Annotated in this window: 12 protein-coding genes; 11 read left to right on the top strand and 1 reads right to left on the bottom strand. The window is 70.3% G+C overall.

The window, feature by feature from the left end:
- Nucleotides 1-39: 39 nt before the first annotated feature.
- From ACQPYZ_RS29770 to ACQPYZ_RS29750, 5 genes are read left to right on the top strand one after another with little or no spacing between them, the layout of a single operon-like run.
- Nucleotides 40-1,107 carry an isocitrate/isopropylmalate dehydrogenase family protein gene (locus tag ACQPYZ_RS29770; RefSeq protein WP_433161918.1) on the top strand — a complete coding sequence of 356 codons (1,068 nt, stop codon included), beginning with the start codon at nucleotides 40-42 and terminating at the stop codon, nucleotides 1,105-1,107.
- Nucleotides 1,104-3,629 carry an aconitate hydratase AcnA gene (gene acnA / locus ACQPYZ_RS29765; RefSeq protein ID WP_433161916.1) on the top strand — a complete coding sequence of 842 codons (2,526 nt, stop codon included), beginning with the start codon at nucleotides 1,104-1,106 and terminating at the stop codon, nucleotides 3,627-3,629. Before ACQPYZ_RS29770 ends, acnA begins: the two co-directional genes overlap by 4 nt.
- A gap of 43 nt (nucleotides 3,630-3,672) precedes the next feature.
- Nucleotides 3,673-4,389: a VIT1/CCC1 transporter family protein gene (locus ACQPYZ_RS29760; protein ID WP_433161914.1), complete on the top strand. Its 717-nt coding sequence runs from the start codon at nucleotides 3,673-3,675 to the stop codon at nucleotides 4,387-4,389.
- The gene (locus tag ACQPYZ_RS29755) at nucleotides 4,386-6,194 is read left to right on the top strand and encodes an FAD-binding protein (protein WP_433161913.1); all 1,809 of its coding nucleotides are present in this window, start codon (nucleotides 4,386-4,388) and stop codon (nucleotides 6,192-6,194) included. The genes ACQPYZ_RS29760 and ACQPYZ_RS29755 overlap by 4 nt, the downstream gene beginning before the upstream one ends.
- 10 nt (nucleotides 6,195-6,204) lie before the next feature.
- On the top strand, nucleotides 6,205-6,789 hold the full coding sequence (locus ACQPYZ_RS29750) for a Chromate resistance protein ChrB (protein WP_433161911.1): 585 nt from the start codon (nucleotides 6,205-6,207) through the stop codon (nucleotides 6,787-6,789).
- A gap of 8 nt (nucleotides 6,790-6,797) precedes the next feature.
- Here the strand turns inward: ACQPYZ_RS29750 and ACQPYZ_RS29745 are convergent, their stop codons facing one another.
- Complete coding sequence (locus ACQPYZ_RS29745; protein WP_433161910.1) at nucleotides 6,798-7,739, bottom strand: MurR/RpiR family transcriptional regulator; 942 nt, start codon at nucleotides 7,737-7,739, stop codon at nucleotides 6,798-6,800.
- 145 nt (nucleotides 7,740-7,884) lie between these two features.
- On the opposite strand from ACQPYZ_RS29745, the gene ACQPYZ_RS29740 reads away from it, so the two are divergent.
- Genes ACQPYZ_RS29740 through ACQPYZ_RS29715 form a run of 6 tightly spaced genes read left to right on the top strand, consistent with a single transcriptional unit; the run spans nucleotide 7,885 to nucleotide 14,042 of the window.
- Complete coding sequence (locus ACQPYZ_RS29740; protein WP_433161908.1) at nucleotides 7,885-9,105, top strand: C45 family autoproteolytic acyltransferase/hydolase; 1,221 nt, start codon at nucleotides 7,885-7,887, stop codon at nucleotides 9,103-9,105.
- A gap of 28 nt (nucleotides 9,106-9,133) precedes the next feature.
- Nucleotides 9,134-10,153, top strand: coding sequence for an ABC transporter substrate-binding protein (locus tag ACQPYZ_RS29735; RefSeq protein WP_433161907.1), 1,020 nt, complete (start codon nucleotides 9,134-9,136; stop codon nucleotides 10,151-10,153).
- A gap of 7 nt (nucleotides 10,154-10,160) precedes the next feature.
- On the top strand, nucleotides 10,161-11,216 hold the full coding sequence (locus ACQPYZ_RS29730; RefSeq protein WP_433161906.1) for a FecCD family ABC transporter permease: 1,056 nt from the start codon (nucleotides 10,161-10,163) through the stop codon (nucleotides 11,214-11,216).
- The gene (locus ACQPYZ_RS29725) at nucleotides 11,213-12,238 is read left to right on the top strand and encodes a FecCD family ABC transporter permease (protein WP_433161905.1); all 1,026 of its coding nucleotides are present in this window, start codon (nucleotides 11,213-11,215) and stop codon (nucleotides 12,236-12,238) included. Before ACQPYZ_RS29730 ends, ACQPYZ_RS29725 begins: the two co-directional genes overlap by 4 nt.
- A 10-nt stretch (nucleotides 12,239-12,248) precedes the next feature.
- On the top strand, nucleotides 12,249-13,058 hold the full coding sequence (locus ACQPYZ_RS29720; protein ID WP_433161903.1) for an ABC transporter ATP-binding protein: 810 nt from the start codon (nucleotides 12,249-12,251) through the stop codon (nucleotides 13,056-13,058).
- A gap of 9 nt (nucleotides 13,059-13,067) precedes the next feature.
- On the top strand, nucleotides 13,068-14,042 hold the full coding sequence (locus tag ACQPYZ_RS29715) for a threonine/serine dehydratase (RefSeq protein ID WP_433161902.1): 975 nt from the start codon (nucleotides 13,068-13,070) through the stop codon (nucleotides 14,040-14,042).
- The last annotated feature ends 21 nt before the right edge of the window (nucleotides 14,043-14,063 follow it).

The raw sequence follows: 14,063 nt of genomic DNA, 5'->3' as shown, positions 1-14,063 counted from the left end.
AGTTGACGCAGAAGGTTATAACGACTCACACTCGTGGCCATGGCAGACAACCACAGGCTGGGCGTCCTGGCCGGTGACGGCATCGGTCCCGAGATCGTTCCCGCGGCCGTCCAGGTCCTCGACGCGGCGGTGGCCGCTGCCGGAGGCGCACCGATCGAGTGGGTCCCACTCCCGGTCGGCGCCGCGGCGATCGAGACGCACGGCAGCGCGCTGCCGCCGGTCACGCTGGAGACGCTGGGGCAACTCGACGGCTGGCTTCTGGGTCCGCACGACAGCGCGGCGTACCCGGAGGAGCACCGGGTACGGCTGAACCCGAGCGGCTTCCTGCGCAAACACTTCGACCTGTTCGCGAATGTCCGTCCGGCGAAGGCTTTCGAGGGGACGCCCGCGCTGGTGCCCGGCCTCGACCTGGTGGTCGTCCGGGAGAACACCGAGGGATTCTACGCCGATCGCAGTACCTATCGCGGCACCGGTGAGTACATGCCGACCGCGGACGTGGCGATCGCGATGGGGATCTTCACCCGGCCCGCGATCGAGCGGATCGCGCGGCAGGCGTTCGAGCTGGCGATGCGTCGCCGCAAGCGCCTGACGATCGTGCACAAGGCGAACGTGCTCCGGCTGACCACGGGCTTCTTCCGTGACATCTGCCGTGAGCTCGCGGCCGAGTACCCGGAGGTCCGGGTCGACGACTTCCACATCGACGCGATGACGGTCCACCTGGTCCGGCACGGCGCCGACTTCGACGTACTGGTCACCGAGAACATGTTCGGTGACATCCTTTCCGACCTGGCCGGTGAGCTCGCCGGGTCACTCGGGATCGCGCCGTCGGTGAACGCCTCGCACGAGCATGCGATGGCGCAGGCCGCTCACGGCTCGGCCCCGGACATCGCCGGGCGGAACGTCGCCAATCCGACGGCGATGATCGCGTCCGGCGCCATGCTGCTCGACTGGCTCGGCGACGACGCGTCCAAGCAGGCGGCCGACCTGGTCGAGCGCGGCCTCCGGGCGACCGTCGTCGGCGGGGTCCGGACCGCGGATCTCGGCGGCAGCGCCGGGACGGCCGAGTTCGCCCGCGCGGTCGCCGCGTCGATCAGCGAGCTGGGATGAACGGCAACTTCACGCCGTTGCGCGGGGTCGCGCCCGACCACCTGCCGCGCACGTTGCGGATCCTGCTCGAGAACGCGCTCCGCCACGGGACCGCGAGTGACGCGCTGCGGACCTGGGAGCCCGGTGCCGTCGGCGAGCTCGAGGTGCATCCGTCCCGGGTCTTCCTGCACGACACGAACGGCGTCCCCGTGCTCGTCGACCTGGCCGCGATGCGGGACGCGATGGTGGCCCAGGGCAAGGACCCGGCCCTGGTCGATCCGGTGATCCCGGCCGAGCTGGTGGTGGACCACTCGGTGATCGCGGACGCCTTCGGCCGGCCGGACGCGCTGCAGCTGAACGTGGCGCTCGAGTACGAGCGGAACGCCGAGCGGTTCCGGTTCCTGCGCTGGGGTCAGCAGACGTTCCGGCAGCTGAAGGTGGTCCCGCCGGGGGCGGGGATCATGCACCAGATCAACCTGGAGCACCTGGCCAGAGTGGTCGAGGAGCGGGACGGCTGGGTGTTCCCGGACCTGTGCCTGGGCACGGACTCGCACACCACGATGGTCAACGGGCTCGGCGTGCTCGGCTGGGGGATCGGCGGGATCGAGGCCGAGGCGGCGATGCTCGGGCAGTCGGTGTCGATGGTGCTGCCGCCGGTGGTCGGCGTACGGCTGACCGGCTCGCTCCCGGTGGGGACGACGGCGACCGACCTCGTGCTCACGATCACCGAGACCCTGCGCGGACACGGCGTGGTCGGCAAGCTGGTCGAGTTCGGCGGTCCGGCGCTGGCCGGGTTGCCGGTCCCGGACCGCGCGACGATCGCGAACATGAGCCCTGAGTTCGGCTCAACCGCGGCGTACTTCCCGATCGACCAACGCACGCTGGACTACCTGCGCTTCACCGGGCGTCCGCCGGAAAAGGTCGCCCTGATCGAGTCCTACGCCCGCGAGCAAGGGCTGTGGCACGACCCCTCGGTGGAGCTCCGGTACGACGAGTACGTCGACATCGACCTGGCCACGGTGGTCCCGTCGATCGCCGGCCCGCGCCGGCCACAGGAACGCACCTCGCTCGCGGATGCTCGGGACGCGGTCGCCGCCGAGCTCCCGGAGGGCCCGCGCACGAGCGACCGTCCGGGGCATGGCGCGGTCGTGGTCGCGGCGATCACCTCCTGCACGAACACGTCCAATCCCGCGGTCATGGTGGCGGCCGGCCTGCTCGCCCGGAACGCGGTCGAACGCGGTCTCACCAGCAAGCCGTGGGTCAAGACCACGCTGTCCCCGGGATCGCGGGTGGTGATGGACTACCTCGGCGACGCCGGCCTGACGCCGTACCTGGAGAAGCTCGGGTTCCACCTGGCCGGGTTCGGCTGCATGACGTGCATCGGGGCGTCGGGGTCGCTGATCGACTCGGTCGGCGAGGCCGTGCGGTCGCAGGATCTAACCGTGGCCGCGGTGCTGTCCGGCAATCGCAACTTCGAGGGGCGGATCCAGCCCGACGTACGGCTGAACTATCTCGCCTCGCCGCCGCTCGTGATCGCCTACGCGCTGGCCGGCCGGATGGACCTCGATCTGCTCACCGAGCCGCTCGGGACGACGGACGGCGGTGAGGCGGTCTACCTCGCCGACCTCTGGCCGGAGCCGGCCGACATCGACGCGGTCATCTCGAGGACACTTCGGCCCGAGCTCTTCGACCGCGCGTACGACGACGTGTTCGCCGGAGACGAGCGGTGGCGGCGGCTCGACGTACCGCGTGGGGAGACGTTCGCGTGGGACGAGTCGACGTACCTGCAGCGGCCGCCGTACTTCGACGAGCAACCCGCGCCGGGTGACCTGATCGGTGCACGGGCGTTGGTGCGGCTGGGGGACTCGGTGACCACGGACCACATCTCGCCCGCGGGGGCAATCCCGGTCGACAGCGTGGCTGGGCGGTACCTGCGGGATCGCGGGGTCCATCAGCTGAACACGTACGCGTCCCGCCGAGGCAACCATCACGTGATGATGCGTGGTGCCTTCGGCAATGTCCGGCTGCGGAACCAGCTTGCCCAGGGCCTCGAGGGACCGGTGACTCCTGGGCCGGACGGCGTCGTGGTCCCGATCTTCGACGCCGCCGAGGCTTACCGGGCGGCCGGCGTGCCGGTGGTCGTTGTCGCGGGCAAGGAGTACGGCACCGGGTCGTCGCGGGACTGGGCTGCCAAGGGGCCGGCGTTGCTGGGAGTGCGGGCGGTGCTCGCGCAGTCGTTCGAGCGGATCCACCGGTCGAACCTGGTCGGCCTCGGCGTCCTGCCGCTGGAGTTCCACCCGGGGGAGGGCGACGACCTCACCGGCACCGAGCCCATCGACATCCACCTCGGTGACGACGGCTTCGCGACGGCCTACTCCGCAGGCAAGACCTACCGCCTGAAGATCCGCCTCGACACCCCGCGCGAGGCCGAGTACTACCGTCACGGTGGAGTCCTGCCCTACGTCCTGCGCCGGCTGTCGAACGAGCCGTTGTCCAGTTGGGGAAGTAACGGGTACGCTGATGTAACAGGTGATGCAAATTAACTGAGGTTACGCTCACCTCACCCCGCGGAAGGACTGTTCTGAGATGACCGCGTCAGTAGCGGAAGCGCCCGAGATCCACCACTCCCACCGTGATGTCACCGGTGGCTGGCTGCGGCCCGCCACCTTCGGGGTGATGGACGGGCTGGTGTCCAACTTCGCCCTCGTCGCCGGCGTTGTCGGCGGCGGCGCGACCGGCAAGGTCGTGATCGTCACCGGGCTGGCCGGCCTGGTGGCCGGTGCCTGCTCGATGGCATCCGGTGAGTTCACCTCGGTCTCCTCGCAGACCGAGCTGATGAAGGCCGAGATCGAGGTGGAGCGGCGCGAGTTGCGGATCCACCCCGAGGAGGAAGAGCGCGAGCTCGCGATGATGTACGAGGCGAAGGGGCTGCGTCCCGAGCTCGCCGCGCAGGTCGCCCGCGAGCTGACCAGTGACCCCGACGTCGCGCTCGACGTGCATGTCCGTGAGGAGCTGGGCGTCGACCCCAACGACCTGCCGTCGCCGTGGCTGGCCGCGGGGTCGTCGTTCGCGGCGTTCGCGGTCGGCGCGATCATCCCGTTGATCCCGTTCCTCTTCGGTGCGCTGAGCGTGTGGCCGGCGCTGTTGCTGAGCGCGCTCGGCCTGGTCGTGACCGGCGGCATCGTCGGCAAGATCACCGCCCGCCCGTTCTGGTACGGCGGCGGCCGCCAACTGCTCCTGGGCGGTCTCTCGGCCGCCGTCACCTTCGTCATCGGACTGGCCGTCGGAACCGGACTGTCATGACGGTCGGTGGGCGGCCGTTGCGGGTCACGGCCTTGATCAAGCAGGTGCCGAAGGGCGACCACAGTGGTCGCCTGGACGCCGACGGCCGGTTGGAGCGGGCCGGTGCTGTCACGGAGATGAATCCGTGGTGTCGCCGGGCGGTTGCCCAGGCCGTCCGGTTGGCGGGCGACAGCGGTGGTCGCAGTACGGCGATCACCATGGGTCCCCCGGTCGCGGCCGACGTACTGCGTGAGGCGCTGGCGTGGGGTGTCGACGACGCGCTGCATCTCACGGACCCGGCGCTGGCCGGGTCGGACTGCCTGATCACCGCCCGCGCGCTGGCCGCCACGATCGCCGTGCTCGACGAGCGGCCGGACCTGATCCTGGTCGGCGCCAGCTCCGTCGACGGCAGCACGGGCGCGGTGGGTGCGATGCTCGCCGAGCTCCTCGGTCTGCCTTTCACCGGCCCGGTCCTGACCCTCGAACCGGCCGGCACCCACCTCCGAACCACCGTCCAGCACGACACCGGCACCGAGTCGGTCGAGGTGCAACTCCCAGCGGTAGTGGCAGTAGCCGAACGCTCCTGCGACCCCTGCAAGGCACCCGTCGAGTCCTGGCCCGTGGGTGACGCCGTTCGCCGTATCACGACGGACGACCTGACCCCGGGCAGGTGGGGCCTCTGCGGCAGCCCGACGAAGGTCGCCAACGTCCACCCGGCACCCCTCACCCGCAACCCGGTCATCTTCCGAGGTGCTGTCGAAGTCCAGACGTCCCGCGCGATCACGGAACTGCAACTCCGAGGTTGTTTCGAGTTGCGGGAGGCGGAACCGGCCGAGGCCGTCCGAGCCGGCACTCCTGCTTTTCTGCCCGGCGAGCGGTCCTCGGGGCCGCGAGCCGGCTCGGAGGTCGTGGTGCTGGTGGGACCGGGACCGGTCGCGGGCACTCGAGCTCTGCTCGGCGCGGCCGCCGAGCTGGCCGCCGACGTGGGCGGTTCGGTGACCGCAGTAAGAACAGTGGAGAGCAGCGACGACCTCACGCGGTGGGGTGCGGACGCCGTGGTGACGTTGAGCGGGGATGAGCCGCGACCGGTTGCCGAAAGCCTCGCGAAGTGGATGGCCGAGCGGGACCCGTGGGCTGTGCTGGGCGCGGCGCTGCCGTGGGATCGGGAGGTGCTCGCGCGGCTCGCGGTCGCGACCGGCGCCGGGCTGATGTCCGATCTGATCAGTCTGAGTTTCGACGGCGCCCGGCTCACCGGGCTGAAGCCGTCCGGTGGCGGCACGCTGGCCGAGATCGTGAGCCACGGGTCGCCGCAGCTCGCGACGCTCCGGACCGGTCTCCTCCCACTCCGCACTCCACGCCCTGACCGCCCGATCGGCGAGCACCACCTGCACGTGCCCGACGATCCCGCAGTACGCCGGGCGAAGCGTCGTACCGGCAACGAAGGAGACGCGCTGGACCGTGCGGACGTGGTGATCGGCGTCGGCCGAGGTGTGGACCCCGCGACCTATCCTGAGCTCGAGCCCCTCTGTGACCTGCTCGGCGCCGAGCTCGCCGCCACCCGCAAGGTCACCGACCAGGGCTGGATGCCGCACGGGCGTCAGCTCGGCATCACCGGCCGGAGTGTCGCGCCGCGGCTCTACTTCGCGATCGGCCTGTCCGGCAACCTGAACCACCTGGCCGGCGCGAGCCGGGCCGGGACCGTCGTGGCCGTCAATACCGACCCGGCCGCGGACGTCTTCGCGCACTGCGACGTCGGGCTCGTCGCGGACTGGCGGGAGGTGATGCCTCACCTGGTGAACGGACTGCGCGCGCGAACGAGCGGCTAACCTGTGCGGCATGGCGACGACCCGACGGACGAAGGCTGCGGTGACCACCCCGGCCACCGAGGCCTGGCTGCTGCTGATCTACAAGGTGCCGAGCGACTCGTCGCGGGCACGGGTGGCGGTCTGGCGGGAGCTGAAGCGGCTCGGCGGGTTCTACGTACAGCAGGCGGTGTGCGTGCTGCCGGACCGCGACGACCTACGGGCCGGCATGGAGAAGGTGCGGGAGCGGGTCGCCGAGCTCGGCGGGTCCAGTGTCTTCCTCACCCTCACCGACGTCGACGAGGACGCCCGGACGCAGTTCGTCGAGGGCTTCCGCAGCCAGTCGGCCAAGGAGTACGCCGAGATCGTCGAGGAGTGCGAGACCAAGTTCGTCAAGGAGATCGAGTTCGAGCGGTTCCGGGAGAACTACACGTTCGAGGAGGCCGAGGAGATCCGGCAGGACCTGGAGAAGCTGCGCCGCTGGCTGGCGAAGGTCGAGGGCCGCGACTGGATGGATGCCGACGGCAAGGAACTGGCCCGGGCCAAGGTCGCCGACTGCGAACGCCTGCTGGAGGAGTTCGAGGCCGACGTCTACGAACGCACCGAGGGCAAGGTCTGAGCCACGGGCTAGCTTCGCCGCCGCGGCTTGGTGCGCGCCGGGGCGGTGCGGGGCAGGCCGAGGACCGTCTCGTCGGCGAGCGGATAGCCGTTCAACTGCTCGCGGAGCTGGTTCATCCGGACGGTGTTGCTCAGCGCGCGTTCCCGGTCCTGGGCGGCGACGGCGATGGTCAGCGCCTCCAGGATGACGAGCACCATCGCCTGACTGGTGAACGTCCCGGGCCGGCTCATCCGGGTCGACAGCACGACCGCCACCTCGTCGCGCAACGCCTCGCCGAGAGTGTCGGTCAGCATGATCACCGGCACGCCGGCTTCGGTGCAGTGATCCAGCACGATCCGGGCCTCGCGGTTCAGCCGGTTGTGCGCCATCACGATGACGACGTCCTCCCGGCCGAGCAGCAGGATCCGGTCGGCGAGCCGGTAGCCGGTGTCGGTGGCTACCCGGGCCCGGTGACCGATCCGGGTCAGGTGGGTGGCGATGTACTCCGAGACGCCGTCCAGACCGGCGAACCCGCAGATCACCGTCTCCCGGGCGGCGTCGATCAACTCGACCGCGCGCCGGAACTCGTCGGGGTCGATCAACTGCTCGGCCATGGTCAGGTGCTCGATGTGGTCGCGCAGGGTCGCCCGCAGGACCGACTCGGGCCCGTCGCCGAGTGACTCGAGGCTGGCGCTCAGCCGGCTGGCCGGAGTGAGCAAGGTCTGCAGGTGGCCCTGGAGTGAACGCTTCAGTCCGGGCAGGCCGTCGTACCCGAGGGCCTTGGCGGTGCGCACGACGCTCGCGTCGCTGGTGCCGGTCGCGCGGCCGAGCTCCTCGGCGGACGAGAACGCCGCCTCCTGGGGATGGGCGGACAGGTACTCGGCGACCTTCCGCTCGGTAGCGGTCAGGTCGGCGAGCCGGGCCGCCACCCGCTCCTGCAGGGTGGGTGGTTTGGCCTCTGCTGTGGTCACGACGATCCCCTCCGTCCGAGTCGGCCCATCATTTCATCCGCGAACCCGTTGACAGTGATTGTAGCGATCACTACCGTCAAGTGAATATTCGTAGTGAACACAACGAACCAGCGGTTCACCCGACCCGTCCAGCTCAGGAGCCACCGTGATCGACACGATCGACATCTCGGCAGCGGATCCGCGCGAACGCGGTCGCCAGTACGGCGAAGCGGCGCGGGCCCGGATCGCCGCCTCGGTGGCCTTCTACACCCAGTCCGTCGCCCACAAGACCGGGCTGTCCTGGCCCGAGGTGCAGGACCGGGCCCGCGACTGGGTGCCGATCATCGAGGCCTACCTGCCGGAGATCGTGGCCGAGCTGCGCGGGATCGCCGACGGCTCCGGCCACCGCTTCGAGGAGATCGTCGCGCTCAACAGCCGCGGTGAGCTGACCCGCGGCAATCCGTTCGAGACCCCCACCCGGCCCAGCGCCTCCTCCCCTTCCACCGCTGGGCCGGGTGGCGACCCCACCGAGGACGAGGGCTGTACGTCGTTCGCGATCCTGCCCGCCGCCAACCCGCTCGGGCGGGTCTGGGCCGGCCAGAACTGGGACCTGTGGGCCGGAGTCGCCGACACCGTCGTCGCCCTCCGGATCGCGCAGCCGGGCAAGCCGACGATCATCTGCCACGTCGAGGCCGGTCAGGTCGGGCGGCACGGCGCGAACTCGGCCGGCATCGCACTGAACGCGAACGGTCTCGGCGCCGGCTTCGGCACCGGGCTCGGTGTGCCGGGCGCGTTCGTCCGCCGCCGGATCCTCGAGAGCTGGGACTTCCACGAAGCGCTGAAGGCGGTCTTCGACGCCCGGCAGTCCCTGTCCAGCAACCTCCTGCTCACCCACCGGGACGGTTTCGCCATCGACGTCGAGACCACCCCCGGCCGGAACGCCTGGATGTACCCGACCGACGGCTTGCTGGTGCACGGCAACCACTTCCAGGCCTTCGTCCCACCTCAGCTCGAGGACAGCTACCAGCCGTTCTCGGTGGACTCGCTCTACCGGGTGCCGCGCGTCGAGGAGGGCCTCGCGAGGGTCCGCCACGACGGCACCTCCGACGAGGCGGTCGCGAGCATCGTGCAGGACACGATGAGCGACCACTTCGGCCATCCCGACGCCGTCTGCCAGCACGTCGATCCGCGCCGGCACGAGCTCAACCGCTACACCACCATCGTGTCCAGCCTGGTCGACCTGACCACTGGCACCTACCGCCTCACCCCGGGCCTGCCGTGCAGCAACAGCTACCAACTGGCGCCCTGGAATCTGTACGACGGTCCCGGTCCGGACGACCGTCCCGACGTCCCCGGCCCGGCGCACGCACTCGCCGGCACCCGATGACCCCGCTTCACTCCGAGGAGCACGTGCCATGTCCCACTCCGCCACGAAGGCTCGGCGTACCGTCGCCGTCCTCGCCCTGACCGTCACCGCGGCCGTCCTGGCCGGCTGCGGTGGCGCGTCCACGCCGTCGACCGGCGCGGCGCCGAACGCCGACCGCGCCGCGGCCGCCGAAGGTGTCAGCCCGGACGTCAACCTCGAGCAGTGCGGCAAACCGGCCCGCACCGTCAAACACGACCTGGGCACCGCCACGATCACCGGTGACCCGGCCAAGGTGGTGGCGCTGGAGTACTCCTTCGTCGACGCCCTGGTCGCGGTCGGGATGTCGCCGGTCGGCGTCGCCGACGACGACCAGCCGGAGCGGATCATTCCCGCGCTGCGCGACCAGGTCGGCAAGTACACGTCGGTCGGCCTTCGGGCCACGCCGAACATCCAGGTGATCACCGCGCTCAAGCCGGATCTGATCGTCGCCGACAGCGGCCGGCACAAGGCGATCTACGACCAGTTGGCCAAGATCGCGCCGACGATCGCCTTCGCCAGCCTGAACGGGAACTACCAGCAGGTCCTGGACAGCGAGATGTCGACCGCGATCGCGCTGAACAAGTGCGACCAGATGAAGTCCCGGCTCAGTGAGCACGTGAAGTTGATGGCGGAGTTCAAGGCCAAGGCGCCCGCGGAGGAGGACCGGAAGGCGTTGTTCGTGCGCGCCTCGGACAAGGGCTTCACCGGCTTCCCGCCCAAGGCCTACACCCCGGGTGTGCTGGCGGCCATCGGCGTCCGGTCTCCGCTGCCGGACGACTCCGGGGAGGCGTCGGTCTCGCTGACCCTGGAGACGCTGGTCGCCACCAGTCCGGACGTCATGTTCATCGCCCCGAACGACGGCCCGACGCTGCGCGACACCTGGGCGAAGAGCCCGCTGTGGAAGGAGATCCCGGCGGTGAAGAACAACGCCTCGTTCGACGTCAACCCGAACGAGTGGTCCCGGTCGCGAGGTCTGATCGCCGCCGAGGTCGTCGCGCAGGAAGCCGTCGAGCTCCTCTACGGGAAGTGAGCCGGCCATGTCCGTGGACACTGTCGCCGAGCCGGTGACGGATGCGGACCGGCAGCCTCCGAAGGTCGTCACCAGCAAGCAGCGGGTCACCTGGGTGACGCTGGCGCTGTTGGTGCTGGTCGTAGCCGGTCTGGTCTGGGGCCTGGCGATCGGCAGTCAGCAGATCTCGCTCACCAGGTTGCCGGGGGCAATCTTCCGGGCAGATGAGCCGGACGAGCTGATCGTCCAGTCGATCCGGCTGCCCCGGGTGGTGCTGGCGCTCTGCGTCGGCGCCGCCCTGGCGGTGGCCGGTGCGCTCATGCAGGCGGTGGCCGCAAACCCGCTGGCGGCGCCGGAGATCATGGGCGTCAACGCCGGCGCGGTGTTCGTCGTCGTCCTCGCGATCACCGTCGTGCCGTCGCTCTCGGGTGCGCCGACGATCCTGCTGGCGTTCGGCGGAGCGGCCGCGGCCGGCGTCTCGGTGATGCTGCTCGCCGGCTCGGGCCGAGGCCGGGTCAGTCCGGTCCGGCTCGCGCTCGCCGGGGTGACGGCGAGCAGCCTGCTGATCTCGCTGACGCAGGTGCTGATCATCTTCGACGAGAACTCGACCGACAGCGTTTTGTTCTGGCTGGTCGGCGGCGTCAACTTCGCCGGCTGGCAGGACATCCGCAACCTGCTGCCGTGGCTCGTGGTGGGCCTGCTCGGTGCCTTCGCGTTGGCCCGGTCGCTCAACCTGCTGGCGCTCGGTGACGACATGGCCCGCGGCCTCGGCCAGAACGTCGAGCGGACCCGGATGTTCGGCTCCGCGCTGGTGATCGTGCTGTGCGGTGCGGCGGTGTCCGTGGCCGGCCCGGTCGCGTTCATCGGCCTGGTCGTCCCGCACATCCTGCGCCGGCTGGTCGGCTCCAGCTACACGGTCCTGCTGCCGCTGTGCGCCGTGGCCGGCGGTGTGCTGGTCCTGTACGCCGACATCGTCTCCCGGTACGTCAAGCCGCCGTTCGAAGTCCCGGCCGGCGTGGTGACGGCCCTGCTCGGCGCACCGATCTTCGTCTACCTCGCCCGTCGACAGAAGGTGACCTCATGAGTGCGGTCATTGCCGCCCAGCACGTACGGCGTACGTCGCCGGCGCAGCGGTATCCCGGCATCCTGATCGGATCGCTCGGCGTACTCGCGGTCGTGCTGAGCTTCTACAGTCTCAGCGTCGGCGCGACCGACGTGTCGTTGACCGACGTGTTCAACGCGGTGATCGGCAACACCAGTGACCAGGCCGCGCAGATCGTCGTGCAGTTCCAGCTGCCGCGGGTCCTGCTCGCGTGGCTCGTCGGGATCGCGCTGGGCGTGTCCGGCGCGGTCATGCAAGGCGTGATTCGCAACCCGCTCGCGGCACCCGACGTCGTCGGTGTGACCAAGGGCGCCGGGTTCGCGGGCATGCTCTTGCTGCTCGCGCTCCCGGGGATGCCGGTGGTGGCCGTCGTGCCGGCGGCGTTCGTCGGTGGTCTCGCGGCAGCAGCGCTGGTCTACCTGCTCGCGTATCGCCGCGGCGCCACCCCGGTCCGGATCGCCCTGGTCGGGATCGCGGTCAGTGCGGCCTTCGAGGCGGGCATCCGGTTCCTGCTGGTGCGCAACCCGCTCGACGTGAGCGCGGCGCTGATCTGGCTGACCGGCAGCCTGTTCGGCCGGTCGATGAGCTCGGTGCTGGAGATCCTGCCCTGGGTGCTCGTGCTCGTCCCGCTGATCGTGGTCTGGAGCCGCCGACTCGACGTCCTCGGGCTCGGTGACGACCTGGCCGCCGGTCTCGGCGAGCCGGTCGAACGGACCCGGCGGATGCTGCTGCTGTTCGCGGTCGCGCTGGCCGCGGCGGCGGTCGCGGTGTCCGGCACGATCGGCTTCGTCGGCCTGATCGCCCCGCACATGGCCCGCCGGGTGTTAGGTGGCAAGCACCTCGCGTCGATCCCGGCGGCCGCGCTGTTCGGCGTCCTGCTGATGATCTTCGCCGACATGCTCGGCCGCGGTCTCGCCCCGCCGCTCGAGATCCCCGCCGGCCTGGTGACAGCGGTCGTCGGCGGACCGTACTTCCTCTACCTGCTCGTGAAGACCGGAAAGTAGGAGAACCGCCATGCGTCTGCAGGCACAGGGCGTCCAGCTCGCCTATGACCAGCGCGTCATCGCCAGGGACCTGACCCTGACCATCCCGGACGGGAAGGTCAGCGTGCTGATCGGTCCGAACGGATCGGGCAAGAGCACCGCGCTGCGGGCGCTGGCCCGGCTGCTGCCCCCGCAGCAGGGAAGTGTGATCCTGGACGGGAAGTCGATTCAGGAGACCCCGACCAAGGAGGTGGCCCGGCTGCTCGCGATCCTGCCGCAGGTCCTGGTCACGCCCGAGTCGATCTCGGTCGAGGACCTGGTCTGGTTCGGCCGGCACCCGCACCGGGCCTCGCTCAAGGTGCCGAGCGCCGCCGACAAGGAGGCGGTCGAGTGGGCGATGACGGTGACCAGTACGGCGGAACTGCGGCACCAGCACGTGGACCAGCTGTCGGGCGGCCAGCGTCAACGAGTGTGGATCGCGTTGTGCCTGGCCCAGGGCACGGACTTGATCCTGCTGGACGAACCGACGACGTACCTGGACGTCGCCTACCAGTTGGAGGTGCTCGACCTGCTGCACCAGCTCAACGAGGAGCAGGGGAAGACGGTCGCGATGGTGCTGCACGACTTCAACATGGCGGCCGAGTACGCCGACCACGTGTTCGTGATGAAGTCCGGCAGCCTGGTCACCCAGGGACCGCCGGCGGACGTGTTCACCTGCGACATCATCCGCGACGTGTTCGGGGTGGAGTCGAAGGTCGTCCCGCACCCGGTCAGCGGCAAGCCGATGTGTATCCCCCTGCGCGCCGGCCTCCGGGCCCAGCTCGCGGTGGCAACCGGATAGGAGTACTGCATGACGTTGAGTCCCACGGAGGCCGCCGAGCGGTCCGAACAGGTCGCGCCGAAGCTGCGCGAGCACCTGCCGCCCACGCCGTTCGTGCGGTTCGGGGCGTTCAGCGACGAGCTCGGGGCGGAGGTGCTGGTGAAGTGCGAGCACCTCCAGCGCACCGGCTCGTTCAAGGCGCGTGGTTCGATGGCGAAGATCCTGACGCTGACCGACGAGCAGCGCGAACGTGGCGTGGTCACCGCCTCGACCGGCAACCACGGCCTCGGGGTCGGCAACGCGCTGGCCACCCTCGGCGGCCGCGGCCTGGTGTACCTGCCGGAGAACGCGTCGCCGAGCAAGGTCGCCGCGCTCCGCCGGCTGGGCCTCGATCTCCATGCCGAGGGCAACGATTCCGGTGTGCTCGAGCCCAAGGCCCGGGCGTACGCCGCCGAGCACGACCTCACCTACGTGCCGCCGTACAACGACCCGGACATCGTGGCCGGGCAGGGCACCGTGGCGGTGGAGATCCTCGAGCAGTTGGCCGGCGAGCCACTGGACGCGGTGTTCGTGGCGGTCGGCGGTGGCGGGCTGGTCAGCGGGGTCGCGGCCGTGCTGAAGAAGCACCTGCCCGGGATCCGGGTGTACGGCGCCTCACCGGTCCGCGACGACGCGATGGCAGCGTCCGTACGGGCCGGCGAGATCGTCCTGGTCGACGCGCAGGACACGCTGTCGGACGGTACGGCGGGCAGCGTCGAGCCGGGCAGCATCACCTTCGACCTGTGCCGTGAGCTCGTGGACGACTGGGTGCTGGTGAGCGAGGACGCGATCAGCGCCGCCCTGCGGATGGTGATCGACACCGAGCACCAGTTGATCGAAGGGTCCGCCGCGATGGCGTTCGCCGCCGCCCGCGCCCGCCGTACCGAACTCGAAGGTCAACGCGTCGCGATCGTCTCCTGCGGCGGCAACATCTCCGCGAGCACGCTGGTGGCCGCGCTGGCCTGACCTCTGCGCGGAAGTACCCGA

The organism is Kribbella sp. CA-247076, assembly GCF_050942445.1.
Taxonomy (GTDB): Bacteria; Actinomycetota; Actinomycetes; order Propionibacteriales; family Kribbellaceae; genus Kribbella.
This window is presented reverse-complemented; position numbering and strand designations above follow the sequence as displayed.

Bases quoted from the DNA above. Each gene is read 5' to 3' on its own strand.
- ACQPYZ_RS29770 (WP_433161918.1), top strand. From the start codon at position 40: ATGGCAGACAACCACAGGCTGGGCGTCCTGGCCGGTGACGGCATCGGT.
- acnA (WP_433161916.1), top strand. From the start codon at position 1,104: ATGAACGGCAACTTCACGCCGTTGCGCGGGGTCGCGCCCGACCACCTG.
- ACQPYZ_RS29760 (WP_433161914.1), top strand. From the start codon at position 3,673: ATGACCGCGTCAGTAGCGGAAGCGCCCGAGATCCACCACTCCCACCGT.
- ACQPYZ_RS29755 (WP_433161913.1), top strand. From the start codon at position 4,386: ATGACGGTCGGTGGGCGGCCGTTGCGGGTCACGGCCTTGATCAAGCAG.
- ACQPYZ_RS29750 (WP_433161911.1), top strand. From the start codon at position 6,205: ATGGCGACGACCCGACGGACGAAGGCTGCGGTGACCACCCCGGCCACC.
- ACQPYZ_RS29735 (WP_433161907.1), top strand. From the start codon at position 9,134: ATGTCCCACTCCGCCACGAAGGCTCGGCGTACCGTCGCCGTCCTCGCC.
- ACQPYZ_RS29730 (WP_433161906.1), top strand. From the start codon at position 10,161: ATGTCCGTGGACACTGTCGCCGAGCCGGTGACGGATGCGGACCGGCAG.
- ACQPYZ_RS29725 (WP_433161905.1), top strand. From the start codon at position 11,213: ATGAGTGCGGTCATTGCCGCCCAGCACGTACGGCGTACGTCGCCGGCG.
- ACQPYZ_RS29720 (WP_433161903.1), top strand. From the start codon at position 12,249: ATGCGTCTGCAGGCACAGGGCGTCCAGCTCGCCTATGACCAGCGCGTC.
- ACQPYZ_RS29715 (WP_433161902.1), top strand. From the start codon at position 13,068: ATGACGTTGAGTCCCACGGAGGCCGCCGAGCGGTCCGAACAGGTCGCG.